General features: G+C 65.1%; 26 protein-coding genes. 12 read left to right on the top strand and 14 right to left on the bottom strand.

What is annotated here, in order from left to right; translation table 11 throughout:
- The first annotated feature begins 35 nt into the window (after positions 1-35).
- The 3 genes from ileS to HHL08_RS07375 are packed head-to-tail and all read left to right on the top strand — an operon-like array spanning position 36 to position 3,999.
- Positions 36-3,080, top strand: coding sequence for an isoleucine--tRNA ligase (ileS, locus tag HHL08_RS07385; protein WP_169571954.1), 3,045 nt, complete (start codon positions 36-38; stop codon positions 3,078-3,080).
- Positions 3,077-3,586 (top strand): signal peptidase II, encoded by a 510-nt coding sequence (gene lspA / locus HHL08_RS07380; RefSeq protein WP_169571952.1) that lies wholly within the window; start codon positions 3,077-3,079, stop codon positions 3,584-3,586. The genes ileS and lspA overlap by 4 nt, the downstream gene beginning before the upstream one ends.
- Positions 3,586-3,999: a DUF3035 domain-containing protein gene (locus HHL08_RS07375; protein ID WP_169571950.1), complete on the top strand. Its 414-nt coding sequence runs from the start codon at positions 3,586-3,588 to the stop codon at positions 3,997-3,999. The genes lspA and HHL08_RS07375 overlap by 1 nt, the downstream gene beginning before the upstream one ends.
- 30 nt (positions 4,000-4,029) lie before the next feature.
- Here HHL08_RS07375 and HHL08_RS07370 read toward each other — a convergent pair whose 3' ends face one another.
- The 6 genes from HHL08_RS07370 to HHL08_RS07345 all read right to left on the bottom strand — a co-directional run bounded on the left by HHL08_RS07370 (position 4,030) and on the right by HHL08_RS07345 (position 10,708).
- Positions 4,030-5,541: a DUF4403 family protein gene (locus HHL08_RS07370; protein WP_206377765.1), complete on the bottom strand. Its 1,512-nt coding sequence runs from the start codon at positions 5,539-5,541 to the stop codon at positions 4,030-4,032.
- A 95-nt stretch (positions 5,542-5,636) separates the two neighbouring features.
- Positions 5,637-7,556: a 1-deoxy-D-xylulose-5-phosphate synthase gene (dxs, locus tag HHL08_RS07365; protein WP_169571946.1), complete on the bottom strand. Its 1,920-nt coding sequence runs from the start codon at positions 7,554-7,556 to the stop codon at positions 5,637-5,639.
- Positions 7,557-7,643: 87 nt separating this feature from the next.
- On the bottom strand, positions 7,644-8,108 hold the full coding sequence (locus tag HHL08_RS07360; RefSeq protein WP_169571944.1) for a Fur family transcriptional regulator: 465 nt from the start codon (positions 8,106-8,108) through the stop codon (positions 7,644-7,646).
- Between the two features lie 46 nt (positions 8,109-8,154).
- A complete protein-coding gene (locus tag HHL08_RS07355; protein ID WP_169571942.1) occupies positions 8,155-8,481 on the bottom strand; it encodes a DUF423 domain-containing protein in 327 nt (108 codons plus the stop codon).
- The gene (locus HHL08_RS07350) at positions 8,478-10,274 is read right to left on the bottom strand and encodes a cation:proton antiporter domain-containing protein (RefSeq protein ID WP_169571940.1); all 1,797 of its coding nucleotides are present in this window, start codon (positions 10,272-10,274) and stop codon (positions 8,478-8,480) included. The genes HHL08_RS07355 and HHL08_RS07350 overlap by 4 nt, the downstream gene beginning before the upstream one ends.
- A complete protein-coding gene (locus tag HHL08_RS07345) occupies positions 10,274-10,708 on the bottom strand; it encodes an iron-sulfur cluster assembly scaffold protein (protein ID WP_169571938.1) in 435 nt (144 codons plus the stop codon). Before HHL08_RS07345 ends, HHL08_RS07350 begins: the two co-directional genes overlap by 1 nt.
- A 110-nt stretch (positions 10,709-10,818) precedes the next feature.
- On the opposite strand from HHL08_RS07345, the gene HHL08_RS07340 reads away from it, so the two are divergent.
- Both HHL08_RS07340 and HHL08_RS07335 read left to right on the top strand, forming a co-directional pair.
- A complete protein-coding gene (locus HHL08_RS07340) occupies positions 10,819-11,268 on the top strand; it encodes a YaiI/YqxD family protein (RefSeq protein WP_169571936.1) in 450 nt (149 codons plus the stop codon).
- A complete protein-coding gene (locus tag HHL08_RS07335) occupies positions 11,268-12,440 on the top strand; it encodes a BaiN/RdsA family NAD(P)/FAD-dependent oxidoreductase (protein ID WP_169571934.1) in 1,173 nt (390 codons plus the stop codon). Before HHL08_RS07340 ends, HHL08_RS07335 begins: the two co-directional genes overlap by 1 nt.
- Before the next feature lie 91 nt (positions 12,441-12,531).
- Here HHL08_RS07335 and HHL08_RS07330 read toward each other — a convergent pair whose 3' ends face one another.
- The gene (locus HHL08_RS07330) at positions 12,532-13,278 is read right to left on the bottom strand and encodes a LytR/AlgR family response regulator transcription factor (protein WP_169571932.1); all 747 of its coding nucleotides are present in this window, start codon (positions 13,276-13,278) and stop codon (positions 12,532-12,534) included.
- Between the two features lie 5 nt (positions 13,279-13,283).
- Positions 13,284-14,396 (bottom strand): sensor histidine kinase, encoded by a 1,113-nt coding sequence (locus tag HHL08_RS07325; RefSeq protein WP_169571930.1) that lies wholly within the window; start codon positions 14,394-14,396, stop codon positions 13,284-13,286.
- Positions 14,397-14,531: 135 nt separating this feature from the next.
- Here HHL08_RS07325 and HHL08_RS07320 point away from each other — a divergent pair, with 135 nt between their 5' ends.
- The 5 genes from HHL08_RS07320 (at position 14,532) to HHL08_RS07300 (ending at position 16,887) form a co-directional block, all read left to right on the top strand.
- Positions 14,532-14,750, top strand: coding sequence for a hypothetical protein (locus HHL08_RS07320; RefSeq protein ID WP_169571928.1), 219 nt, complete (start codon positions 14,532-14,534; stop codon positions 14,748-14,750).
- Positions 14,751-14,825: 75 nt separating this feature from the next.
- Complete coding sequence (locus HHL08_RS07315; RefSeq protein WP_169571927.1) at positions 14,826-15,080, top strand: hypothetical protein; 255 nt, start codon at positions 14,826-14,828, stop codon at positions 15,078-15,080.
- 135 nt (positions 15,081-15,215) lie between these two features.
- On the top strand, positions 15,216-15,617 hold the full coding sequence (locus HHL08_RS07310) for an STAS/SEC14 domain-containing protein (protein ID WP_169571925.1): 402 nt from the start codon (positions 15,216-15,218) through the stop codon (positions 15,615-15,617).
- A gap of 182 nt (positions 15,618-15,799) precedes the next feature.
- Complete coding sequence (locus HHL08_RS07305; protein ID WP_088181843.1) at positions 15,800-16,348, top strand: hypothetical protein; 549 nt, start codon at positions 15,800-15,802, stop codon at positions 16,346-16,348.
- A gap of 128 nt (positions 16,349-16,476) precedes the next feature.
- Positions 16,477-16,887, top strand: coding sequence for a hypothetical protein (locus HHL08_RS07300; RefSeq protein WP_169571923.1), 411 nt, complete (start codon positions 16,477-16,479; stop codon positions 16,885-16,887).
- A 5-nt stretch (positions 16,888-16,892) separates the two neighbouring features.
- On the opposite strand, the gene trmB is transcribed toward HHL08_RS07300, so the two are convergent.
- The 6 genes from trmB to HHL08_RS07270 form a co-directional block, all read right to left on the bottom strand.
- A complete protein-coding gene (gene trmB, locus HHL08_RS07295; RefSeq protein ID WP_169571921.1) occupies positions 16,893-17,588 on the bottom strand; it encodes a tRNA (guanine(46)-N(7))-methyltransferase TrmB in 696 nt (231 codons plus the stop codon).
- Positions 17,589-17,813: 225 nt separating this feature from the next.
- Complete coding sequence (locus HHL08_RS07290; protein ID WP_328804593.1) at positions 17,814-17,984, bottom strand: hypothetical protein; 171 nt, start codon at positions 17,982-17,984, stop codon at positions 17,814-17,816.
- A 302-nt stretch (positions 17,985-18,286) separates the two neighbouring features.
- Positions 18,287-19,486: a methionine adenosyltransferase gene (gene metK, locus HHL08_RS07285; RefSeq protein ID WP_169571917.1), complete on the bottom strand. Its 1,200-nt coding sequence runs from the start codon at positions 19,484-19,486 to the stop codon at positions 18,287-18,289.
- Positions 19,487-19,543: 57 nt separating this feature from the next.
- A complete protein-coding gene (gene lnt / locus HHL08_RS07280; RefSeq protein WP_235954973.1) occupies positions 19,544-21,160 on the bottom strand; it encodes an apolipoprotein N-acyltransferase in 1,617 nt (538 codons plus the stop codon).
- 5 nt (positions 21,161-21,165) lie between these two features.
- Complete coding sequence (locus HHL08_RS07275) at positions 21,166-21,816, bottom strand: YqaA family protein (protein WP_169571915.1); 651 nt, start codon at positions 21,814-21,816, stop codon at positions 21,166-21,168.
- 10 nt (positions 21,817-21,826) lie between these two features.
- The gene (locus HHL08_RS07270; protein WP_169571913.1) at positions 21,827-22,348 is read right to left on the bottom strand and encodes a GNAT family N-acetyltransferase; all 522 of its coding nucleotides are present in this window, start codon (positions 22,346-22,348) and stop codon (positions 21,827-21,829) included.
- Positions 22,349-22,448: 100 nt separating this feature from the next.
- Here HHL08_RS07270 and HHL08_RS07265 point away from each other — a divergent pair, with 100 nt between their 5' ends.
- Entirely contained in the window at positions 22,449-22,691 is a 243-nt protein-coding gene (locus HHL08_RS07265; RefSeq protein WP_169571912.1) for a hypothetical protein, read from the top strand.
- A 168-nt stretch (positions 22,692-22,859) separates the two neighbouring features.
- Positions 22,860-23,669: a hypothetical protein gene (locus HHL08_RS07260; protein WP_235954983.1), complete on the top strand. Its 810-nt coding sequence runs from the start codon at positions 22,860-22,862 to the stop codon at positions 23,667-23,669.
- Positions 23,670-23,697 lie beyond the last annotated feature (28 nt).

Below are 23,697 nucleotides of genomic sequence, written 5' to 3'. Positions count from 1 at the left end.
TCAGGGCGAACGGACCTTGGTTGTTCTGGAACCCCATGACCGACGCACCTGATTATAAGTCCACCGTCTTCCTGCCCGTCACCGACTTTCCGATGAAGGCGGGGCTGGCCCAGAAGGAACCGGCGATCGCCGCCAAGTGGGAGGCGATGGGCCTGTACGACCGCCTGCGCGAGAAGCGGGCCGGGCGTGAGCGCTTCATCCTTCATGACGGCCCGCCCTACGCCAATGGCGACATCCATATGGGCCATGCGATGAACAAGGTGCTGAAGGACATCATCGTCCGATCGCAATCCTTGCTGGGCAAGGATGCGCCCTATGTGCCCGGCTGGGACTGCCATGGCCTGCCGATCGAATGGAAGATCGAGGAGGAATATCGCAAGAAGAAGCTGAACAAGGACGAGGTTCCGGCTCAGGAATTTCGCGCCCAGTGCCGCGCCTATGCCGACCGTTGGGTGGGCGTGCAGAAGGAGCAGTTCAAGCGGCTGGGCGTGATGGGCGATTGGGCCGATCCGTACCTCACGATGAAATTCGACGCGGAAGCGACGATCGTGGGCGAGTTGCTGAAATTCGCCGAGAGTGGGCAGCTCTATCGCGGGGCCAAGCCCGTCATGTGGTCGCCGGTGGAGAAGACCGCGCTGGCCGAAGCCGAAGTTGAGTATGAGGATGTGACGTCGACGCAGATCGACGTGGCGTTCGAGATCGTGGAAGCGCCGAACGCGCCGGAACTGGTCGGCGCTTATGCGGTGATCTGGACGACGACGCCCTGGACGATCCCGGTGAACCAGGCGATCGCTTTCGGGGAGGAAATTGAGTATGCTGTATTCGATCCTACTCCGGTTATCCGAAGCCTTGAGAAAGTAGATGTCGCTCAAAATTCGGCGTTGCAGTTTTTCCAAGGCAAGAAGCTGTTGATTGCAAACGAACCAAATCTTGTTCGTGATTTCGAAGAACGACTTAATAAGGCTTGGAGTGAGTTTAATGCTCATTTCCACCTGACCCAGAAGAGTGTGGTCAAAGGTGCGCAACTTGCCGGAGCCATTGCCCGCCACCCGATGGCTGGCCGCCTTTCCTCACCCCTCCCCTTCAGGGGAGGGGCCGGGGGTGGGGGCGTGCCGGATGACACAGTGTCCGGGGCACGCCCCCACCCCACCCCCTCCCCTGAAGGGGAGGGGCTTAAGAGCGGCTCTTTCTTCGATCGGCCCCGTCCCTTCCTCCCCGCCGATCACGTCACCACCGACGCGGGCACCGGCCTTGTCCATATGGCGCCCGACCATGGCGAGGAGGATTTCATCGCCTGCAAGAAGCTGGGTATCGATCCGGTGTTTGCGGTCAATGATGCGGGCTTCTATCGCGACGATTGGGAATGGCTGCCGGGGCAGGGCAGCGTCATCAACACCAAGTTCAACGGTGTGGACGGCCCGATCTGTAGCGATCTGCGCGCCGCGGGCGCGTTGCTCTCCGCCAGCGACTTCCGCCACAGCTATCCGCATAGTTGGCGGTCTAAGGCGCGGATCATCTATCGTTGCACCCCGCAATGGTTCATCCCGATGGATAAGCCCCAGGAAGGCGCGGTCGCCGATGTGGACGGCGGCGTGATGCCGACCCCGATCATCGCCGGCAACGGTCCGACGCTGCGCGAGATCGCGGTCGACGCGATCGCCCAGACCCGCTGGGTGCCGGAGCGATCCACCAACCGCATCCGCTCCATGGTCGAAGGCCGCCCCGACTGGGTTATCAGTCGCCAGCGCGCCTGGGGCGTGCCGATCGCGCTTTATGTCCATCGCAAGAGTGGGCAATATCTGGTCGATCCGGCGGTTAATGCCCGCATCATCGAGGCGTTCAAGGGCGCGGGCGCGGACGCCTGGTTCGGGGCGGATCATCAGGCGCTGCTTGGTCCAGACTATGACCTTGATAACTACGAAGTCGTGAACGACATTCTCGACGTCTGGTTCGACAGCGGATCGACCCACAGTTTCGTGGTCGAGGGCCGCTATGGCGAAGGGACGCGCGCCGACCTGTATATCGAGGGATCGGACCAGCATCGCGGCTGGTTCCAGTCCTCGCTTCTGGAAAGCTGCGGCACGCGCGGACAGGCACCCTATAAGGCTGTCCTGACCCACGGCTTCGCGCTGGATGGCACGGGCAAGAAAATGTCCAAGAGCCTTGGCAATGTGGTCGATCCGCTCAAGATCATGGGCGAAAGCGGCGCGGACATTTTGCGCGTCTGGGTCGCCAGCACCGATTATTTCGACGATGTGCGCATCGGCAAGGAAGTGCTGGCCGGGTCGTCCGACGCCTATCGCAAGCTGCGCAATACGTTCCGCTACATGCTCGGCGCGCTGGCCGATTATGATGAGGACAGCGAGGCGGTGTCCTATGCCGAGATGCCGGAGCTGGAGCGCTATATGCTTCATCGGCTGGCGGCGCTGGACGCGGAACTGCGTGGCGTGGTGGACAAGAGCAAGGGCAGCGAGACATGGCTGGAGTTCAGCCGCTATACCCGCGCGCTGTTCGACTTCGCCAATAGCGACCTGTCGGCCTTCTTCTTCGATATCCGCAAAGATTGCCTCTATTGCGACGCGAAGAGCGACCCCAAGCGCCGCGCCTATCGCACGCTGTTGGACACGCTGTTCCATGCGCTGGTCCGCTATGCCGCGCCGATCATCCCCTTCACCGCGGAAGAAGTGTGGCAGAGCCGCTTCCCTGATGAGGCAGAGAGCGTCCATTTCCTCGAATGGCCGGAGATCGAGAAGCACTGGTTGAACGGCGACCTGGACAGCAAGTGGGCCGAACTGCGCAGCCAGCGCGAACAGGTGAACGAGGCGATCGAGCCGTTGCGGCGCGAGAAGATCGTGCGATCCAGCCTGGACGCGGACGTCACCATGGGCGAATGGCTGCCGGTGGGCGACGTTGATTTCGCCGAAGTGGCGATCGTTGCGCGGGTGACCATGGGCGAGGGCGACGGCATCATCGTGACGCCTAGCGAATGGCACAAATGCGGCCGTTGTTGGCGCAAGCTGCCGGAAGTGACGGAAGATGGGACGCTGTGCGACCGTTGTGACGGGGTGTTGAACGCATGAACGCCGTCAACCACCGCCCGCTGGGGCTGACCGTCGCGATCGTGACGCTCGCGCTGGACCAGCTCATCAAATATACGGTCACCTATCCGCTGGCGCTGAAAAGCCGGGTGGAGGGGATCGATATCCTGCCCTTCTTCCGCCTGCGCTGGCTGGAAAATCGCGGCGTTTCGATGGGGTTCTTCCATGCCGACACCGACACCGCGCGCTGGGCGCTGGTGGGGATGACGGTCCTCATCTCCGCCTTCGTCGGCGTGTGGATGTGGCGCGAAAAGGCGCGGCAGGATGTCGCCGCGCTGGGCCTGGTGCTGGGCGGGGCGATCGGCAATATCGTGGACCGCGTGCGGCTGGGCTATGTCATTGATTATGCGGACCTGCACATCGGCGAGTGGCGGCCATTCCTGATTTTCAACCTGGCTGACGCCGCCATCACCATCGGCGTGTTGATCCTGCTTGCGCGGGCGTTGCTGCTGCGCGACAAGGGCGCAAAGACGGAGACTTTGAAGTAATGCGTAAACTGATCCTCGCTGCCGGCCTTGTGTCCATCCTGTCCGCCTGTGGCGGCGGCGGTGGCCTGATGAACCGCCAGCGCCCCGATGAATTCGCCGTCTCGCGTCAGGCGCCGCTGGTAATCCCGCCCGACTTCGCGCTGGTGCCGCCTGCGCCGGGCACGCCGGCCGCTGCGTCGGTCGATTCGAGCAAGGCGGCGATGGACGCGATGTTCGGCGGCCCCGCCGCCCGCAGCGCCGGTGAGAGCAGCACGCTGACCGCGGCCGGTCGCGCCAATGCCGCGTCGGGCATCCGATCGTCGGTGGGCGATCCGGGCACCGAGGTCGTGGACAAGGGTGCGACCACCCGCGACATCATCGCCGCGCCCGAAGGCGACGGCCAGGAGGCGCGCGCCGCGACGCCGCAGCCCTGATATTCGGCCTGATCAATCGGACGGCGCGGCTTACTTTGCCGCGCCGTCGGTCGGTCGATAGCTGATCTGCGCCTGACCCGTTGCATGGACGGGCAGGTGCAATCCCTGGCCATAAGCGTGGATCTGGCCGATGTCGAACCGATCGGCATGGGCGTGGATGACGAAGTCGCCTTCTCGCTTGTCTGCGATGGCGCGGCCGATCTTGCGTTTGAGTTCCGCTATATCCTTTGCGAAATTCTGACCGAGTGCACTGGCGATCAGGCTGGAGAAGCCGGGGCTTTGCCCGATCGCCAATAGCGTGTCGCCGCTGACGCCGTCCGTATCGCCGGTGATGACGGGATCGACAAAGCCCACGCGCGGCGAGTTGGCGGCATTGACCGGACGCGCCGCCAGCCAGATGCGGCCATGGATATCCTCCGTCGAATCGGCGGGCCGGGCGGTGACATCGACGCCCACCGCGATCCGCCCGCCCGTCGCGCCATAGCAGGTCACGTTGGAAAAGCGCGTCGACACCGCGCCGATGCCGGGTAGGTTAAACGGACGCGCGGCGCGTTTCGACAAGGCGCGCTGAATGACGGGTTGAAGCTGGCGATAATCCGCTGTCACCGGCAGATGGAAGGACAGCCGGTTTCGTACCGGTGCCCGGTCGAGCGGCGGTAGGGCCGTCGGCTGCGGTGCTGAAGGACGATCGCCCACGAAGGTTTCCGTTATCGCTTCCATGCCCAGGTCCAGCCGGATCGAGCGGCCGCGCATCGTGTAGCCGTTGTAGAATATCTTCTGCGGGCTGATGCGCATCCAGACGGGCGGATTTTGCCTGTTCAGTTCCAGCGTGGAGAAGGCCTGACGCCAGTATTTTTCCGCTTCGCCGCGCAGGTTCATGCTGCTGAGTTCGCGCGGCAAATCCCGCTCCAGTTTGGCGACGATGGGGCGCAGTTTCGCATCGGCTTCGTCCGTGAAGCCGATGCGCTGACCCAGGAAATCGATGCCCGGCGGCGTGGTCCAGTCATAATGCAGCCGCACCGTGCCCTTGGGTGTCCAGTCGCGCGCCAGGTCGATGGTGATGCGGGCCTGCACCATGGCCGATCCGGTCGCGGTTTCGCCTTTCAGCACGCCGCCCACGTCGCGCGCGCTGATGCTGGCATGGATGGGCAGGTCAGCGATGATCTCCCGCCCTTCGCCGCGCAGGCTGACCGGGCCGCGCGTGACGGTGCCTACGATGGTGCAGCCGATGGGCGGCGTGACCTTTAGCTCCCCGCCGAATATCTTGACCTTTTGCGGTGCGACGCAGCGCGGTTCGCGCCGGTTGATGGTCCACAGGATGCGCGGCACCGCCTGTTCGATCGCCTCGCGCAAAGCGCCGGCATCCGCATCGACCGGCACCGCGATCAGGGACTTTTCCTGGGGTGCCGGGACAGGATCGGACGCGCGGGGTGGCGCGATGTCGACGGGCTTTTGCTGACATGCGGCGCACAGGATTAATAGGCAAAGGGCGGGCGAGGGTTTAGCGAACGCCCGCGATATCCGTTGAAGATGCGACGCCAACCGTTTCCTCCGCTCCCAATGGCCGTGCCGTTCAGCGTACTGACGGCACGGTTGATCCATTACGTTTGCGAGGATGATTTAGTTCCTGTCGATGGTCAGGCCCGCGCCTCTGTGCCTACGCTATTGTGGCGCAGGGCGGTCAGGACGGTGTCGACAATGGCGTCGGCGTCCAGACGGGCGTCGGCATATTGTTTTTCCGGCTTGTCCTGGTCCTGAAAAATGTCGGGCAGGCGCATGGTGCGCAGCTTCAGGCCATTGTCGATGAGGCCGAGGTCGCTCGCCAGGGTCAACACATGCGCGCCGAGGCCGCCGATCGCACCTTCCTCGATCGTCACGGCGACTTCGTGCGTGGTCAGCAGCTTGCGGATCAGCGCTTCGTCCAGCGGTTTGGCGAAGCGCAGGTCGGCGACGGTGGTGGAAAGACCCTTGGCCTCCAGCGCTTCGGCGGCCTTGAGCGCTTCCTCTAGCCTGGTACCGAGCGAGAGGATGGCAACCTGACGCCCGTCGCGCACGATCCGGCCCTTGCCGATTGCCAGCCGTTCGGGGATTTCGGGCATGGCGACGCCGGTACCGTTGCCGCGCGGATAGCGCAGCGCGATCGGGCCGCTGTCATGCATCGCGCAAGTGTGGACCATATGGACCAGTTCCGCCTCGTCCGCGGCGGCCATCACCACCATATTGGGCAGGGTGGCGAGATAGGTGACGTCGAAACTGCCCGCATGGGTCGAGCCGTCGGCACCGACCAGGCCGGCGCGGTCGATGGCGAAGCGGACGGGCAGATTCTGGATCGCAACGTCATGCACGACCTGGTCATAGGCGCGTTGCAGGAAGGTCGAATAGATGGCGCAGAAGGGGCGCATCCCTTCCGCCGCGAGGCCGGCCGCGAAGGTGACGGCATGTTGTTCGGCGATGCCGACGTCGAAGGTGCGATCGGGGAAAGCGAGTTCGAATTTGTCGAGGCCGGTGCCCGACGGCATGGCCGCGGTGATGGCGCAAACCTTGGGATCGCGCTGCGCTTCGGCGATCAGCGCCTGGGCGAAGACATTGGTGTAGCTGGGCGGTCCCGGTGGGGCCTTCGCCTGGGCGCCGGTGACGATGTCGAATTTCTGGACGCCATGATATTTGTCCGCCGCCGCTTCGGCCGGGCCATAGCCCTTGCCCTTTTGCGTGACGACATGGACGAGGCAGGGGCCTTCTGCGGCGTCGCGGACATTTTCCAGCACCGGGATCAACTGGTCGAGATTATGGCCGTCGACCGGGCCGACATAATAGAAGCCCAGTTCCTCGAACAGGGTGCCGCCCATCGCCATGCCGCGGGCGAACTCGTCCGTCTTGCGGGCGGCATTGTGGAGCGGGCGGGGCAGTTTGCGCGCGAGGCGCTTGGCGAGGTCGCGCAGGCCGAGAAATTCGCGGCTGGACACGAGGCGGGCGAGATAGGCGGACAATCCCCCAACAGGAGGTGCGATCGACATGTCATTGTCGTTGAGGATGACGACCAGGCGGTTGCCGGCCGCGCGCGCGTTGTTCATCGCCTCATAGGCCATGCCCGCCGACATCGCGCCGTCGCCGATCACAGCGATGCCCTTGCCAGGGCGATCCTGCATCTTGTTGGCGACGGCGAAGCCCAAGGCGGCGCTGATCGAGGTGGAGCTGTGCGCTGCGCCGAACGGGTCATAGTCCGATTCGCTGCGCTTGGTGAAGCCGGACAGGCCGCCGCCCATGCGCAGGGTGCGGATGCGGTCGCGCCGGCCGGTCAGGATCTTGTGCGGATAGCATTGATGCCCGACGTCCCACACCAGCTTGTCCTGGGGGGTGTCGAACACATAATGGATCGCGGTGGTCAGTTCGACCACGCCGAGGCCGGACCCCAGATGGCCTCCGGTCACGCCGACGGCGGATATGACCTCCTGCCGCAGTTCGTCGGCCAGCTGGCGCAGCTGGTCGGGCTTGAGGGCGCGCAGGTCCGACGGCCAGACGACCTGGTCGAGGAGCGGGGTTTCCGGGCGATCATTCATCAAAGACATAGACTCCCCCGGCCCAAAGGCCGTTCAGGATCAAAGCAGGGTCCGCTAGGCCGTTCCGGGCGGAAGCGCAACGCTCCATCAGGCCGCGCATTTCGCACAGGTGCCCAATACCTCGATCACCGGCCGTTCGGCATGGAAGCCTTCATGGGCCGCGACCGCGCGCACATCGCCCGTCACCTTGTCGTCATCGACATGGGTCGCCTGCTTGCAATTTCGGCAGACCAGGAAGATGCAGTCATGGTGACAGCCCGGATGGGCGTTGGCGATATAAGCGTTGGCGCTTTCCACCCGTATCGCGATGTTGTTCGTCACGAACAGGTCGAGGATGCGATAGACGCTGTTGGGGGCGACGCGCTTGCCGCGCGTCTTGGACACGGTATCGGCGATGTCATAGGCCGAAGCGGGCCGTTCCTCCGCCGCGAGCGCATCGAAAATGGCGGCGCGCATCGGTGTCCATTGCTCTTCCTGCGCCTCCAGCGTCAGGCGCGCGGCGTCGGCGAGCTTGGTGCCGGTCGGTTCGTGATGATGGTGATGGTCGGCCATATTGCCCAATCTAGGCGTGCGAGGGATCGGGGGCAAGGGCGCGGTTTCAGCGCTGTCCAAAGGTCCATGCGGCCCAGAGCCAGCCAGCGATCATCAGCACGCCGCCGATCGGCGTGACCGCGCCCAGCCATTTGGGGCCGCCCAGCGCCATGGCATAGAGGGTAAGGGCGAAGATCGCCGCACCCATGAGCATCAGCGCCGCTGCGCCGCGCGCGACGCCGGTAAGGGCGATCGCGGCGACCGCGTGGATCAACTGATAGAGGCCGCCGGTGCGCAGCCATTCCGCCGCCTTGGGATCGGCGACGCCATGCGCGCCGAATGCGCCGGCGCCTATCGCCAATGCCGCCGACAGACAGGCCAGTATCGCGATCATGCCTTTTCTCCATCCCCTCTGCTGAGCAGCCGCATGGACTTGCCGGGGCGATACATCAAGTCCTTGGCCGCGAGCAGACTGCCATGTTCGGTCTGGAGCGCCATGCGCTGCGCGTCGTTCTGGCGATATTGGCGCTCGACTTCCTCGACTTCGCCGTCCGGCACGCCAAGCGACTGCATCGCCTGCACGCCCATGCAGATGGCCGATTCATAGACTTCGCGGACTATGCCGGCGAGATCCATGTCCTGTAGTTCAAGAACCTGCCGCCGGTCGAAGGCGCGGACCATCAGCGCGGCCTGGGGGAAGGCCTGGGCGATGGGCTGGAGCGCGCGCGAATCGAGCGAGGGGTCGTCGATGCAGAAGGCGATGAGACGCGCTTCGTCCGCCCCGGCGCGGTGGAGCAGGTCCATGCGGGTGCCGTCACCATAATAGACCTTCATGTCGAAACGGCTCGACACCTCGATCTGGGCGGGCTTCTTGTCGATCAGGGTGACGCCAAAGCCATGGCCCATCAGCATTTGCGCGACCGTCTGCCCGAAGCGGCCATAGCCAACGATGATGGCGGAGCCGCGCGGCGCATCCTCCGGGCCGGGCAGGTGCTGGTCCTTGGGCTTCGCAAACTCGAAACGGCGGGCGAACAGCATCAGGAAGGGCGTCGTCGCCATCGAGAAGGTGACGATGGCGGCGAACAGGCTGGCGGCTTCCGGTGCGATCAACAGGGCGTTTTGCGCCTGGGTGAAGAGCACGAAGCCAAATTCGCCACCCTGGCTGAGCAGCAGGCCCGCACCCAGCGCCGGACGCCATTCCATGCCGAAAAGGCGCGCAAGGCCTGTGATGATCGCCGCCTTGGTCGCGACGAGCACGACCGCCATGGAGAGGACGAACAGCGGGTTGGCGGCGACGGCGCGCAGGTCCAGCACCATGCCGACGGCCAGGAAGAAGAGGCCGAGCAGGATCGAGCGGAAGGGTTCGACGTCGGCCTCTATCTCATGCCGGTAGGGCGAATCGGCGAGCATGACGCCCGCGACGAAAGCGCCGAGCGCGGTGGAGAGGTGCAGACTGTGCATCAGTGCGGCGGCGGCGAGCACGGTGAAGAGGCCGACGACGACGAACATCTCGCGTTCGCCCATGCGGCCGACCAGTCCCAGCAGCGGGCGCAGGATGAAGCGGCCGGCCAGGACGAGGCCGGCGATGGCGGCGATGGTGTAGCCCGCCATCATCCATCCCGGTGGGCCACCGGCATCGGCGGGGTTGCGGGACAGGGCGGCGACGATGGTGATGAGCGGGACGATGGAGAGATCCTGAAACAGCAGGATCGAGAAGACCTTCTCACCGAAGGGGGAGTTGATGCGGCCGCTGGACTTGAGGCCCGGCAGCACCTGCGCGGTGGAGGAGAGGGCAAGCGGCAGGCCGAGCGCGATCGCCGCGCCCCAGCTGAAGCCGGTCGAATAGAAGATGATGGCAGTGAGGATGCAGCCGCACAGCACCACTTGCGCCAGGCCGAGCGCGAAAATGTCGCGTTTCAGGCGCCAGAGCCGTGCGGGGTGCAGTTCGAGGCCGACGAGGAACAGTAGCAGGACGATGCCGATTTCGGCGATGGCGAGCTTCGATTCGCCGCCGCCGACGAGGCCCAGCCCCTGCGGTCCGACCAGCGCGCCCGCGACCAGATAGCCCAACACCGCGCCGAGGCCGAAGCGACGGAAGAGCATGACGAAGAGCACGGCGGCGCCTAGCAGGATGACGCCTTCGGACAGGAGAATGTCGGTGGCGCTGACGGCCTGATGCGCTTCCATCAGGCGTCCGCTTGTCGGGCGGCTTCGGCGATCGCTTCGAAGCCGAGGCGGATCGAGGCATGGCGGGCCGGATAGCCGCGCGCCGGGGCGAGGACGGCGAGGCCGGGCCAGAAGTCGAGATCGTCACTGTCGCCCGACAGAAAGGCGGCGAGTTTGTCGCGGGCGTCGGCCAGTTCGTCGGCGGTGAGGCCGATCGCGTGGCCCGCCATCAGCGCGGCGGATGCTTGGCCCAGCGCGCAGGCCTTTACGTCCAGACCCATGTCGGCGAGGCGGCCGTCGGCCATGCGCACGTCGGCGGTGATGCGCGACCCGCAGGTAGGGGAGCGTTTTTCGACGCTGGCCTGCGCGTCCGACAACCGCTGGTGGTGCGGGATGCCGGCGGCGAGCCGCAATATGTCCTTGTTATACAGGGGCGCGTTCGGGGGGGCGTTCATGCCGACCCATGTAGGACAGGAGCGGCGCGGGGTGAAGGCGGGGAATGGCGCTACGCGAAATAAGCCGCGCATCCTTGTCTCTATCAGTCCCACGGCCTATCGCGCAGGCCATGAAGATATTGGTCGATGCCGATGCCTGCCCTGTGAAGGAGGAGATCTACAAGGTCGCCTGGCGGCATGAAGTCCCCGTGACGATCGTGAGCAACAGCCCGATCCGTATTCCCGCCCATCCGCTGCTCGACCGGGTGGTGGTGAGCGACGGGTTCGATGCGGCGGACGACTGGATCGCCGAGCGAGCCGATGCGGCGTCGGTGTGCATCACCGCGGACATCTTGCTGGCCGATCGTTGCCTGAAGGCGGGGGCGGTGGTGATTGGTCCCAATGGCAAGGCGTTCACGCATAGTTCGATCGGCGCGGCGATCGCGACGCGGGCGATCATGGCGGATTTGCGGGCGGGTGGCGACCAGATTGGCGGGCCGCCGCCCTTTGGCAAGAATGACCGGTCGCGTTTTCTACAGACGCTGGACGAGGCGGTGGTTCGCCTGAAGCGGGCGCGCTGATGGCGGACTATGATGCGATCGTGCTGGGCGCTGGTGCGGCGGGCCTCATGTGCGCGGCGACCGCGGGCCAGCGGGGCAAGCGGGTGCTGCTGGTCGACCATGCCGATGCGGTGGGCAAGAAGATCCTGATTTCAGGCGGGGGGCGTTGCAATTTCACCAATATTCACACCGCCGCCGACCGATATCTGTCCGCCAATCCGCATTTCGCCAAGTCGGCGCTGGGGCGCTATACGGCGTCGGACTTTATCGGGCTGGTCGATCGCTACGGCATTGCCTGGCATGAAAAGACGCTGGGGCAGCTGTTCTGCGACGGATCGGCCAAGCAGATCGTCGCGATGCTGGAGGAGGAATGCGCCAAGGGCGGCGTGACGCTGGCGCTGGGGCAGTCGATCGCCGATGTCGACCATGGCGATGGCCTGTATCGGGTGACGATCGGCGGGACAGTGTATCGCGCGCCCGCGCTGGTGCTGGCGACCGGCGGGCCGTCGATCCCGAAGATGGGCGCGACCGGCTTTGCCTATGATGTGGCGCGGCATTTTGGCCTCAGCATCGTGCAGCCGCGCCCGGCGCTGGTGCCGTTTACGCTGGGGCCGGAGGAGGCGCTGTTCCAGTCGCTGGCGGGCGTGTCGGCCGATGTCGAAGTGCGCTGGGACAAGACGCGCTTCCGCGAGGCGGCGCTGTTCACGCATCGCGGTCTGTCGGGGCCGGCGATGTTGCAGATATCCTCCTACTGGCAGCATCGCACGCCGATCCAGGTCGATTTCCTGCCGGACAAGGCGGCGGACTGGCTGCTGGCGGAGAAGCGGGAGCGGCCGCGGGTGATGCTGCGCAAGGTGGTGGCGCAGGCGCTGACCGAACGGCTGGCCGATACGCTGCTGGAGCGGATCGGGGTGCAGGGCGAGATGGGCAACCTGTCCGACAAGGCGCTGCGGCAGGTAGCCGCGCGCTTAAGCGACTGGCCATTCGCGCCGTCGGGGACGGAGGGCTATATGAAGGCCGAGGTGACGGTGGGCGGCATTGCGACGGCCGGGCTGTCTTCGCGGACGATGGAGGCGGCCAAGGTGCCGGGGCTTTATGCGATCGGGGAAGCTGTGGACGTTACCGGATGGCTGGGGGGGTATAATTTCCAGTGGGCCTGGGCGAGTGGATGGGCTGCGGGGCAGGCAATCTAAGGGCGGTGGTCGGCGTTCCCCGGCGAAGGCCGGGGTCCAGTTGAGAGGGCGGAACTGGACCCCGGCCTTCGCCGGGGAACAGGGTAAGCCATCACCGCCCCGTCATCGCGCGCGCGTTCGCCAGGAACGTGCGGCCGATGCGGATTTCGCCTCCGTCGGCGAGTGCCGCGAACCAGACGCCGCTGCCGTCGTGGCGCAGGCGGGCGATATGGTCGCGGCGGACGATGTGGCTGCGGTGCAGGCGGACGAACTGCTGGGGATCGAGCCGTTCCTCCAGGCTGCTGATAGTCTGGTGCAGCAGATAGCTGTGGCCGCCGACATGCAGGCGCATATAGTCGCGCTCCGCCTCTATCCGCTCGATCTGGTCGGTGGCGATGCGGATCAGTTCGGAGCGGTGCGGCACCCAGAATTCCTCGGCCCATTCGGGCTGCGGTGCGCTGGAGATGGCGGGCGCGGCGTCGGGGGACTGGTGGCGCAGCGCCACTTCGACACGGTCGACCGCGCGGGTCAGGCGATCATGGGCGACGGGCTTGAGCAGATAATCGACAGCGGCGAGATCGAACGCTTCCACCGCGAACCCTTCGAAGGCGGTCACGAAGATCACCGCGGGGCGGATGCCCATGCGGCCGACGGCGCGGGCTACGCCGATGCCATCGAGCAGGGGCATGGCGATGTCGAGCATGACGAGGTCGGGTTTCAGCCCTTCGATCAGGCGGAGTGCGGCTTCGCCGTCGGTGGCGGTGCCGACCAGGGCGATGCGCGGTTCGCGCGCGCATAGCATCTGGAGGCGTTCGACGGCGAGCGGTTCATCGTCGACGATCATTGTTCGGATGGACATGGGCGTCAGCAACCCCGGCGGATGATGGGCAAGGTGAGGAGGACGGAAAAACCCTTCCCCTCGCGCGGACCATAGACGATCTGGCCCTGATCGCCAAAGCGCGCGGTCAGCCGATCGCGCACATTTGCAAGGCCGATGCCGCTGCCGCTGTCCGACAGGCCGGGCGGATTGTCGCCATCGTCGGTGACGGCGATGTGCATCAGGTCGCCATCCTCTCGCGCGGTGATGCGGATCTCCACCGGGCTGGAGGTGCGCGATACGCCATATTTGATCGCGTTTTCGACGAGCGGCTGGAGGATGAGGCCGGGGACGCAGGCGTTCATCAGCGCAGGCGGGATATCGACCACCGTCTTCAACCGATCGGGGAAGCGGACCGATTCGATATCCAGATAGAGTTTCTGGAGATGGACCTCCTCCTCCAGCGGCACCTCTTCAAGCGGATCGCCGGTCAGGCTGGTGCGGTAGAAATTGGAGAGGGACATGATCATCTGTTCCGCTTCGTCCGGGCGGTTGCGCATGACCAGGGTGGAGAGGGAGTTGAGCGTATTGAACAGGAAATGCGGGTTCACCTGATAGCGCAGCGAGCGCAGTTCGGCCTGCTGGGCGGCGCGTTCCAGCCGGGCGGCGCGGCGTTCGGTGCGATGCGCTTCGCTGGCGTAGGACAGAGCGAGATAGAGGCCGGCCCAGGCGGCGAGGAAGAAATAGCGGCTGATCGCATCCTCGACGATCTGGATGAGGACATAGCCGTCCTCCGCTATCTTCTTTTTCGATTCCGCGTCGGGGAAGAGGGTGACCGGATCATAGACGTTGAAGATATAATAGTTGGCCGCCGCCATCGCGAGCGCGAAGGGCGCGGCGAGCGAGAAGGCCGCGACGATCCGCACGCTGAGCGGTTTGCCGTCGAAGCGGCGCAGGGCGAGATAGAGTATCCAGGTGACGATGATGCCGATCACCGCCACCACCATGCGGCGGGCGGCCAGATCCAGCTGCGCGTCGAAGCCGATGACGGCGGCGCGCAAGGTCACGATGATGGTGTAGAAGAACCAGAAGCCCAGGATGGAATAGAGCGCGATCGACGGTGCCACGCCGCGATCGCCGTCTTCGGGGAGATCAATCATGATGCCTGTCTACGCCGTGACGGGGCAAAAGTCTGTAGCGTGCCCGGTTGCTGGTCGAACAGGCGGCGGCGTTGGTCGAAGCGGAACCGCGCCGCCGCGCCGTCCGTTGATCCGGTTAGATACAGGAGAGACATCATGACGGACAACAAGACCGATATGCGTCCCAACAGCCGTGAGGAAGCGGGCGACGACCGCGATAGCGATGCGCAGGACCATGTGCTGGATCATGACGAAAAGCGTGACGAGAGCCTGAAGGATTCGATGGACGCATCCGATCCGCCATCGACCACGAAGCCTGGCGACCATGGCGATCCGGTGCCGTCTTCGGGCTATAAGGAAGGCGGGGACGCATAGCTCCGCCGATATGAACATGCTATCATGGCGGTGGTAGAGCCAAAGCGCCGCCCGCAAGAGAGGAGTTTGCCATCCATGCCGACGTCCACCACCCCCGCCATCGAGCGTATCGCCCGCGTGCTGGCCGGGCGCCAATTGAGCCTGAACGGCGGCGGCAGCGATCCCCATGCGGCCGGCGCGGTAGATGCGGCCTGGCCCGACCATGTCGACGACGCCTATGCCATCCTGCACACGTTGCGCGAACCCGATGCCCAGATGGCGCAGGCGGGCGATGTCGCGGTGTGGCGGTCGATGATCGGCGCGGTGCTGGAGCGGCGCGCCGGGGCCTGATTTGATTGCCCAGTATCGACGTCGTCCTGTCGCATCGGTGATATGGCAGGCCTATGCGTGGGCAGTTCGGTTAACTGATGGCGCGATAAGAGTTGGGTAAGGCGGATCGGGCATGAAGGCCGCGGAGGTGCCATCATGTACGAGATTAATTTTCGCAAAGACGTCAACCTGCTCGACATAAGCTGGCATGGTCTGTTCGACGCCGATGACGTCGCTGCCTACGCCCGTGATGTGAAAGCGCGGTTCGTCGCCGAGGGCTTTTCGCCGGGTTATCGGTTACGCATGGACATGCGCCGCAGCGCGGTGCAGCCCCAGGAAGCTGTGGCGGCGTTTCGTACACATCTGGGCGAGGGGCTGTTTCCGCGTGCATCACGAATCGCCATTGTTACAGCGAGTGTCATCGCCAAGCTGCAAGTGCGACGGGAAATGACCCAACCCTATATGCGCATCTTCACGCAAGCAGACGAAGCATTCGTCTGGCTGATTGGGGCAGAGGCCGTTGCGGCCACAACGCCCAAACCGCATGTAGTGGCGTAAGCTGGTCGTTGCCTATTGAGATGCTTGCCAAAAATTCCATTCGCCGCAGTCATGAGATTTTCATGTTGCGCTGCAAAAAGAAATCTGGTCCCTTGTGAATGGCGGTGGAACAGGCCCTTAAGCCTTCAGTAACCATAGAGGGCGCACGTTCCATCCTACGACTTCCAGTCGGAGGGCATGACATGGGTACGAGTGCAAGACCGGCGGATGGGGCTGTAACCCTGGCGGAACTGCGAGAGTTCGCAAGCTTCTCATCCTCTACGCAACGCTATATTCGCCGATCGCTGGATATCGGGCTGCATCGCCGCGACGCGATGAAGCTATGGTCCCGCGACATGGTCGAGGAGGCCTCCATCCGGGCGCAGGCGCGCATCTATGGGCGGCTGGACGATATCAAGGCGCGCGTGCCCGACGACAGCGGTCTGGAACAGGTGGAGCCGTTCATGGCGCCGCTGGTGACGGTGTCCGCGTTCGACCTCGGCCAGGATCGGCTGGGTAGCTTTTCCTCCTACCGCTTCCTCTATGAGCGATTGCTGGGCGCGGGGGCGCGGCCTTGGTTGCCGGGTGCTTTCTGCGCGGCGGCGAGCCTGCCCCATCTGCATCCCGAAAAGCGGCGCGCGCTGCTCCAGTCGATCAGCGAGGCGGCGGCGACGGCGGTGGGTTGGTCCAACCGCGAACCGACCTTCTACCCCGAATGGGTGGAAAAGGTCGATCTTTCCAAGGCGAACTGAGCCGGGTTTTTACGTGCCGGGTTTGTTCGTCCAATGAAGGGCCGCGCGGGGTGGGGGCCACGCGCGGCCTTTTTCATGTCCATGGCGGCGGGGCTGGGCTATCGGTCCGGCTTTGACGGGAGGGGCGGATGATCGCGACGATGATGGTGATGGCCGCGCTGGCCGGGGCGAGCGATATCGGTGTCGCCGATCCGCAGCGGCGGATTCTGCTCGATGCGTTGCGGCCCGCGGTCGAACGCGACCTTGCGCAAAAGGTCAAGTTCGTGGTGCATCGGCTGCGGCGGCAGGATCGCTGGGCCTTTGCCCATGTCGTGCCGCAGACGCCGGCGGGCGGGGCGATCGATTTTCGCAAGACGCGCCATGCCGAACGGGTCGAGGCAGGGATATTCGATGGGCCGGACGTCTATGCCCTGCTGGAGCAGCAGGACGGGCGGTGGATGGTGCGGGCGTTCGTCGTCGGGCCGACCGATGTCGCCTATCTGGCCTGGCCTGACGAATTTGGCGCGCCGATCGGGCTGTTCGATCCGGGCGCGCCGTAACGGGTTCAGCGACGCCGGTAACGGAAGTACCAGACTTCATGGCCGATGCGGCGGGCCTTCGCCTCATAGCGGGTTTCGGGCCAGCCGCCGGGGCGGTTTTGGAAATCCTTCGGCTCGCTGGCCAGCCATTCGAAGTCGGAATGGCCGTTCATCACCATCAGCGCCCAGCGCAGATAGACCGGATGGTCGGTGCCGAAGCGGAACTCGCCACCGGGCTTGAGTTTGCGCGCGATCATCGCGACCGGGCCGGGGTTCATCATGCGGCGCTTGGCATGGCGCGCCTTGGGCCAGGGATCGGGGTGGAGCAGATAGGCGAAGCTCAAGGCGCCGTCGGGGATGCGGGACAGAACCTGAAGCGCGTCGCCCATATGGAGGCGGACATTGCCCAGCGCGCCGTCGCGGACATGGCCGAGCGCGGTGACGACGCCGTTGAGGAACGGTTCCGCGCCGATGAAGCCATGATCGGGGAGCATGTCGGCGCGATGCGCCATATGTTCGCCGCCGCCGAAACCGATTTCGAAATGGAGCGGGCGGTCGTAGCCGAACAGGCCGGCGGCGGTGATCTCGCCTTCTTCCGGCACCGATATGGCGGGCAGGAGGGTGTCGACCAGTTCCTGCTGCCCCTGGCGCAGCTTGTGCCCCGACTGGCGGCCATAGAGGCGGTTGAGGGTCGTGGGATCGCCCGATTTATGCGCTGTCATGGGGCGGCTGACTAGCGGGAGGGGGCGAGGAGGGCAAGCGGGGAGGTGATGCGGCGCGCGCTTGCTGCGCATGGCGTAAACCTGTCCCCTCCCGAACCCCTTCTGTGCAGGCGGGGTCGTGGGAAGGGACAGAATGAAAAGCGGTTGGCGGTCAGCGCTGAGGAGGAGCGTCGCCGGTTTCGACGGGACATGGCTGAAAGCCGCCCGCCGCCGTCGTTCGTCAGGTCATCTGCACTTGATGAAACGACCCTTGGCGTTCTTGCAGACCGCCTTTTTGACGGGCGGTTTCGGGGCGCATTTGACGAACTTGCCCTTCGCGTCCTTGCAGGGGGCGGCCGATGCAGGAGCAACATTGCCGACGATCATAGCGAGGCCGAGGAGGGCGGAGGCAACCATCTTTGTCATTGAAAGCCTCTTTGGGGAGAGGTGTCGGGTCCGACAGGGGTGGCGGACCCGACAAGGGCGATATGCGCCGGACGGGAGGGCTTTCCTAATGAACTTTTCGTCATTTTATGGACAGGGGACGGAGACATGAAAAGGGCGCCGGAGCGTGATGCTGCGGCGCCCTTTTCGGGATTGGATGGTGGGGTCGTGCCCACCCCGCTGCGACTAGGCCCGGCTGCGCCGAACCAAGTCTCGCTGCCCTTGGCCGGAGTCACGTGCCTCCGGCCAACGCAAGCGGGAGGGGCGTAGTTGGATCAGGCCAGGGCGGCCTTGAGGGCGTCTACCAGGTCGGTCTTTTCCCAAGGGAAATAGTCGCCTTCGGGGGTGCGGCCGAAATGGCCATAGGCGGCGGTCTTCTGGTAGATCGGCTTGTTGAGGCCGAGATGGGTGCGGATGCCCTTGGGTGTCAGGCGCACGAGGGTCGGCAGGACCGCCTCGATCGCGGCGGCGTCCACCGTGCCGGTGCCGTGCAGATCGACATAGAGCGAGAGCGGTTCGGCGACGCCGATGGCGTAGCTCAGCTGGATCGTGCAGCGACGGGCGAGGCCGGCAGCGACGATGTTCTTGGCCAGATAGCGGGTGACATAGGCGGCCGAGCGGTCGACCTTGGTCGGGTCTTTGCCGCTGAACGCGCCGCCGCCATGGGGCGACGCGCCGCCATAGGTGTCGACGATGATCTTGCGGCCGGTGAGGCCTGCGTCGCCGTCGGGACCGCCGATTTCGAACAGGCCGGTCGGGTTGACGTAGATTTTCTCGTCTTCGGGAAGCCAGCCGTCGGGCAGGATGTCGGCCATCACGCCCTTGACGTATGCGCGCAATTCCGCGCGGCTGGCGTCATTGTCCATGCCCGCGGCGTGCTGGGTCGAGACGACGAGGGCGGTCGCGCGGACCGGCTTTTCATCGATATATTCGAGCGTCACCTGGCTCTTGGCGTCCGGCTCCAGAAAGGGCACGACCTTGGCATGGCGATCGGCGGCCATACGTTCCAGGATCTTGTGGCTGTAATAGAGGGTGGCGGGCATCAGGTCGGGGGTTTCGTCCGACGCATAGCCGAACATGATACCCTGATCGCCGGCGCCTTCATCCTTGTTGCCGCTTTCATCGACGCCTTGGGCGATATGGGCGGACTGGCCGTGGAGGTTGTTTTCGAAGCGGAAGGTCTGCCAGTGGAAGCCGTCCTGCTCGTAACCGATGCGCTTGACCGTTTCGCGGACGGTGGCTTCGATCTCTTCCTGCGCGCCGGGCGCCCAGGCGCCATTTTCATAGACGCCCTTGCAACGGATTTCGCCGGCCAGGACGACCAATTGGGTCGTGGTCAGGGTTTCGCAGGCGATGCGGGCTTCGGGGTCTTTGGACAGGAACAGATCGACGATCGAGTCGGAAATCTGGTCCGCGACCTTGTCGGGATGGCCTTCGGACACGGATTCCGAGGTGAAGAGAAATTGATTGCGCATGAGGCTCCCATAAGATGCTTGGGCAGAGTTCGATATAAAGAAATCGTTATGTCGTTATTAGCTTTTGCCTCGGCGGATGGCAATGGCCGCGCCAAGCAGGATGAGCATCAGCAGGCCGGACGCCCAGTTGCCGAGCCGCGCGAAGAGTGTGGGCGGCAGCGCGGGGGGCAGGCCGGAATCGAGGAAACCGGCGCGGTTGAGGCCGAGCGCGTGGACGACATGGCCGCGCGCATCGATGATCGCCGAGACGCCGGTGGGGGTCGAGCGGATGATCGGTACGCCTTCCTCGATCGCGCGGAGGCGGGCTTGGGCGAGATGCTGGACCGGACCCCAACTGCCGAACCAGGCGTCGTTGGAGGGGTTGAAGAGGAAGGCCGGGCGGTTGGCGGGATCGATGACATGGCCCGAAAAAATGATCTCGTAGCAGATTTGCACGCCCATCTTGAGGTCCGGGCGGCCGAGCGTTGCGGGCAGGGTGAGGCTTTGCGGGCCGGGGCCGGGCCAGAAGTCGGCGTCGCCGGGGACGAGGCGGGACAGGCCTATGGGTTCAAGGATCGACCGCATCGGCAGATATTCGCCATAGGGGACCAGATGCGACTTGTCATAGCGGGTGAGCAGGCGGGCGTCGGGGGTGACGATGAACAGGCTGTTGTTCGCGCCGGCCAGTTTGGATTCGCCGATCGGGCTGTTCGGGTCGGGCTTGAAATAGACTTTGGTCGCGCCGGTCATCAGCAGGTCGCCGGGGCCGAGCAGGCCGGCGAGGCGGGCGCGCCAGTCGGGTTCCATGTCGAGATAGGCGGGGATGGCCGCTTCGGGCCAGAAGATAAGGCGCGGGGCCGGGCGCGGCGTGCCGGACAGCGCCGCGAGAGTGCGGAAATGCGCCTGTTCGAGGGCGGCGGAGTATTTCTCGTCCTGGCCGATATTGGGTTGGACGATGCGGATGCGGGGCGCGCCGGGGGGCGTGATGGGGGCGGGGGAGAGGAGGCCCCAGAGGGCGAGGGCGAGGAGCGGTGCGGCGAGGATCGCGGCGGGGCGATACTGGCGGCGGACGGTGAAGAGGAGGGCGGCGGCGGCGAGGATGGTGAGCGCGCCGAGGCCGTAGGTGCCGATCAGGGTGGCGGCTATACCAAGTCCCGTGGGGAGGAGGACCGCCCCCAGCGGGTTCCAGGCGAAGCCGGTGAAGAGGGTCGCACGCAAATATTCGGTGGCGAGCCAGGTGGCGGCCAGGAGGAGGACGAACGTCGCATTTGTGCCCACCCCGCTGCGACTAGGCGGCAGAGCCGCCAAGTCTCGCTGCCCCTCCATTGAAAGGGAGGGGAGTTTATTGTGTATCCACCATGCGCCCAGCGTCGCGAAGCCGGGGAAGACCGCAAGGTAGAGCGAGAGCAGGATCACCGCGCCATAGCCGAACCAGTGGGGCATGGTTGCCTGGAAGGTGAAGGCGTGGGCGATCCAGTTGAGGCCCAGGGTGAAATGGCCGACGCCGAACAGCCAGCCGCGGGTGAAGGCGGCGCGGCGGTCGGGGGCGCGCTCGATCAGGACGATCAGCGCGGTGAGGCAGGCGAGGGTGACGGGCCAGAGGTTAAGCGGTGCGAAGCCGGTGGCCGAGGCGAAACCGGCGAGCAGCGCGGCCAGTTTCGGACGGGCGGCGAACATGGCAAGCAGCGCGCGCATCGGCGTTATCGGCCGCCAGTCACATCAAGAGTCGCCATGGTGGCGTGGCTGCATTTGTCGTCTTTCTTCACGCCGCCGGTCAGCATCGAGGCGGCGATGAAGCCCCCGACGATGAGGACGAGGAAGAGAGCGGAGAGCCAGGCGAGATATTTTTCGATGAACGCCTTGATCGGCCGTCCGAATTTCCAGAACAGGAAGCCCACCAGCATGAACTGAAAGGCGCGGCTGACGATGCTGGCCCACAGGAAGGTGAAGAGCGACAGGCCGACGAAGCCCGCCGTGATCGTGATGAGCTTGAACGGGATGGGCGTCGCGCCCTTGATGAGGATGATTTCCGCGCCGTAATCGCGCAGGTAGCAGGCCGCGACCGGGAATTTGGCGGCAAGGCCGAGCGCGGTCAGGATCTGCTGACCGAGCGCTTCATAGAGGAAATGGCCGATGGCGTAGCCCAACATACCGCCCATCACCGAGGCCAGGGTGCAGATGAAGCCGAAGCGGAGCGCCTTTTCCGGGCGGGCCAGGCACATGAGGCCGAGCAGCGGATGGGGCGGGATCGGGAAGAAGCTCGATTCCATGAAACTGATGGCGAAAAGCCAGCGTTCGGCATGGCGGTGCGCCGCCTTGGCCAGGGTCCATTGGTAGAGCCGCGTGAGCATGGGCCGCGACCTAGCCGAGATCGTTTCGGGTCGCCAGCGCTTTTGCCAGCACCACCATCGCCAGCGGGGAATCGAGCGGGATCGGGAAGGGGCGCACCTCGCCGGTCAAGACATAGCCGCGGCGCTGATACCAGGCGATCAGTTCGGTGCGGCTGTCTATGACGGTCATTTCCATCAGGCTGGCGGTAAAGAGGCGGGCGGCGTGATCCTCCGCCGCGGCGATGAGGCGACGGCCAAGGCCCGCGGCCTGGCGCGCCGGATCGATGCAGAGCAGGCCGAGATAGGCGATGCCGGCACCGCGGTCCGTGATCTGGACGCAGCCGATCGGCATTTCCTCCGCATCCAGCGCGACCACCAGCCGTTCGGCAGGGTTGGCCAGGATCTTGGCGAGCGTATCGAGGCTGGTGCGCGGGCCGCTGAGCAGGTCGGATTCGAAGGTCCAGCCGGCGCGGGCGGAGTCGCCGCGATAGGCGCGCTGGATCACGCGATGGAGCAGGGGCAGGTCGGCGGGGGTGGCGAGGCGGATGTCCATGGTGGATGCTTTAGCGAGGTGGCGATGGCTTGGGCAGGGGGCATCGCGCGGCTTGATCGGGCGGAACGGACGGATAATATGGCGGCAAAGGAGAGATGATATGCAGGGCATGGGCGAGGGCGGTTGTCCCTTCACCTTCAACACCGATCCGGCGACCTTCAAGGTCGGTGATCCGGTCAGTTACCGGGTGATGGGCAGCCTGGACGGCTTTCCGTTCGCGGGCGTGCTGCTGGAGGTGCATGACGATCATGTCGTGCTGACCAGCGACGAGGACGACAAGGCGAGCCGGATGCGGGCGACGCGGGAAAGCCGGCCGGTGGTGCGCGAAGAGGATGTGTGCTGATTATGGGGTAAGGGCCTGTGGCCTTTCGACCGACGGGGTTGATTGTCCGGCGTCGTCTGGGCATGGACTTATCCCATAGAGTCCTTTTGGTCGGCGCGTTTGATATTGCATTCCATTTTCCGGGTTTCCGCGATTCCGTGGGACAAGGTGCGGCAGCGCGCAGGCGGCATGGCGTTCGCGCTGGTGCTGAACCTGTTGATGCTGCTCGCGCTGTTCACTTTGTCGCCGAACATGGAGCCGCCCAAGCAGGACGACCGGTTGCCGGTGACGTTCGACGTGGAGACGGGGAAGCAGACCGAGCAGCAACAGGCCAAGGCCGAGAAAGCGGAAAAGCGCGAAGAGAATAATGCCGCGCCGCAGAAGCAGGCCGATCCGGTGGTGCGCCCGCCGATCCCGGTCGAGAAGCCCGCGGAGCAGCCGCCATCGCCCTTCCCCTTCCTGACGCTCAGCCGCGAGCAGATGGCGTCGGCCGATATCGGCAACCTGCCCAAGGGCGCGCAGGGCGCGGGACAGGGCAAGGGCGACAGCGCGGCGGTGGCCGGGCCGGGCGAAGGACCGGGAGGGGTCCAGTTGTTCGAGGCGGAATGGTATCGGCGGCCGACCCATGCGGAATTGTCGTCCTACCTTCCCAATAATGCGCCCGCGCAGGGCTATGGCCTGGTGGCGTGCAAGACGATCGACCATTATCATGTCGAAAATTGTCAGACGCTGGGCGAGGCGCCGCTGGGGTCGGGTTTTGCAAAGGCGGTGCGGCTGGCGGCCTGGCAGTTTTTGGTGCGGCCGCCGCGGGTCAATGGCAAGGCGATGGTGGGCAGTTGGGTGCGGATACGGATCGACTATACCCGGACTATGGTGCCGGGCGGGGCGAGGCCGGGGAGCAGCGCCGGGGCCGAGCCTGGGCCTGGATATGACGCCGGGTCTGGCTCGATACCTCAGCCCAAGCCTCTCGCGCCGGGGGTCGCCGGGCCGCAATTCTGAACGGTGCCAATTGCGCGCGAGCGGATCG

Origin of the sequence: Sphingobium psychrophilum, from assembly GCF_012927105.1 — a bacterium.
GTDB classification, from domain to species: Bacteria; Pseudomonadota; Alphaproteobacteria; order Sphingomonadales; family Sphingomonadaceae; genus Sphingobium; species Sphingobium psychrophilum.
The sequence above is the reverse complement of the archived record's forward strand: the minus strand, read 5'-3'. Positions and strand labels throughout refer to the sequence as shown.

Bases quoted from the DNA above. Each gene is read 5' to 3' on its own strand.
- ileS (WP_169571954.1), top strand. From the start codon at position 36: ATGACCGACGCACCTGATTATAAGTCCACCGTCTTCCTGCCCGTCACC.
- lspA (WP_169571952.1), top strand. From the start codon at position 3,077: ATGAACGCCGTCAACCACCGCCCGCTGGGGCTGACCGTCGCGATCGTG.
- HHL08_RS07375 (WP_169571950.1), top strand. From the start codon at position 3,586: ATGCGTAAACTGATCCTCGCTGCCGGCCTTGTGTCCATCCTGTCCGCC.
- dxs (WP_169571946.1), bottom strand. From the start codon at position 7,556: ATGAATGATCGCCCGGAAACCCCGCTCCTCGACCAGGTCGTCTGGCCG.
- HHL08_RS07360 (WP_169571944.1), bottom strand. From the start codon at position 8,108: ATGGCCGACCATCACCATCATCACGAACCGACCGGCACCAAGCTCGCC.
- HHL08_RS07355 (WP_169571942.1), bottom strand. From the start codon at position 8,481: ATGATCGCGATACTGGCCTGTCTGTCGGCGGCATTGGCGATAGGCGCC.
- HHL08_RS07350 (WP_169571940.1), bottom strand. From the start codon at position 10,274: ATGGAAGCGCATCAGGCCGTCAGCGCCACCGACATTCTCCTGTCCGAA.
- HHL08_RS07345 (WP_169571938.1), bottom strand. From the start codon at position 10,708: ATGAACGCCCCCCCGAACGCGCCCCTGTATAACAAGGACATATTGCGG.
- HHL08_RS07340 (WP_169571936.1), top strand. From the start codon at position 10,819: ATGAAGATATTGGTCGATGCCGATGCCTGCCCTGTGAAGGAGGAGATC.
- HHL08_RS07335 (WP_169571934.1), top strand. From the start codon at position 11,268: ATGGCGGACTATGATGCGATCGTGCTGGGCGCTGGTGCGGCGGGCCTC.
- HHL08_RS07330 (WP_169571932.1), bottom strand. From the start codon at position 13,278: ATGTCCATCCGAACAATGATCGTCGACGATGAACCGCTCGCCGTCGAA.
- HHL08_RS07325 (WP_169571930.1), bottom strand. From the start codon at position 14,396: ATGATTGATCTCCCCGAAGACGGCGATCGCGGCGTGGCACCGTCGATC.
- HHL08_RS07320 (WP_169571928.1), top strand. From the start codon at position 14,532: ATGACGGACAACAAGACCGATATGCGTCCCAACAGCCGTGAGGAAGCG.
- HHL08_RS07315 (WP_169571927.1), top strand. From the start codon at position 14,826: ATGCCGACGTCCACCACCCCCGCCATCGAGCGTATCGCCCGCGTGCTG.
- HHL08_RS07310 (WP_169571925.1), top strand. From the start codon at position 15,216: ATGTACGAGATTAATTTTCGCAAAGACGTCAACCTGCTCGACATAAGC.
- HHL08_RS07305 (WP_088181843.1), top strand. From the start codon at position 15,800: ATGGGTACGAGTGCAAGACCGGCGGATGGGGCTGTAACCCTGGCGGAA.
- HHL08_RS07300 (WP_169571923.1), top strand. From the start codon at position 16,477: ATGATCGCGACGATGATGGTGATGGCCGCGCTGGCCGGGGCGAGCGAT.
- trmB (WP_169571921.1), bottom strand. From the start codon at position 17,588: ATGACAGCGCATAAATCGGGCGATCCCACGACCCTCAACCGCCTCTAT.
- HHL08_RS07290 (WP_328804593.1), bottom strand. From the start codon at position 17,984: ATGGTTGCCTCCGCCCTCCTCGGCCTCGCTATGATCGTCGGCAATGTT.
- metK (WP_169571917.1), bottom strand. From the start codon at position 19,486: ATGCGCAATCAATTTCTCTTCACCTCGGAATCCGTGTCCGAAGGCCAT.
- lnt (WP_235954973.1), bottom strand. From the start codon at position 21,160: ATGCGCGCGCTGCTTGCCATGTTCGCCGCCCGTCCGAAACTGGCCGCG.
- HHL08_RS07275 (WP_169571915.1), bottom strand. From the start codon at position 21,816: ATGCTCACGCGGCTCTACCAATGGACCCTGGCCAAGGCGGCGCACCGC.
- HHL08_RS07270 (WP_169571913.1), bottom strand. From the start codon at position 22,348: ATGGACATCCGCCTCGCCACCCCCGCCGACCTGCCCCTGCTCCATCGC.
- HHL08_RS07265 (WP_169571912.1), top strand. From the start codon at position 22,449: ATGCAGGGCATGGGCGAGGGCGGTTGTCCCTTCACCTTCAACACCGAT.
- HHL08_RS07260 (WP_235954983.1), top strand. From the start codon at position 22,860: ATGGCGTTCGCGCTGGTGCTGAACCTGTTGATGCTGCTCGCGCTGTTC.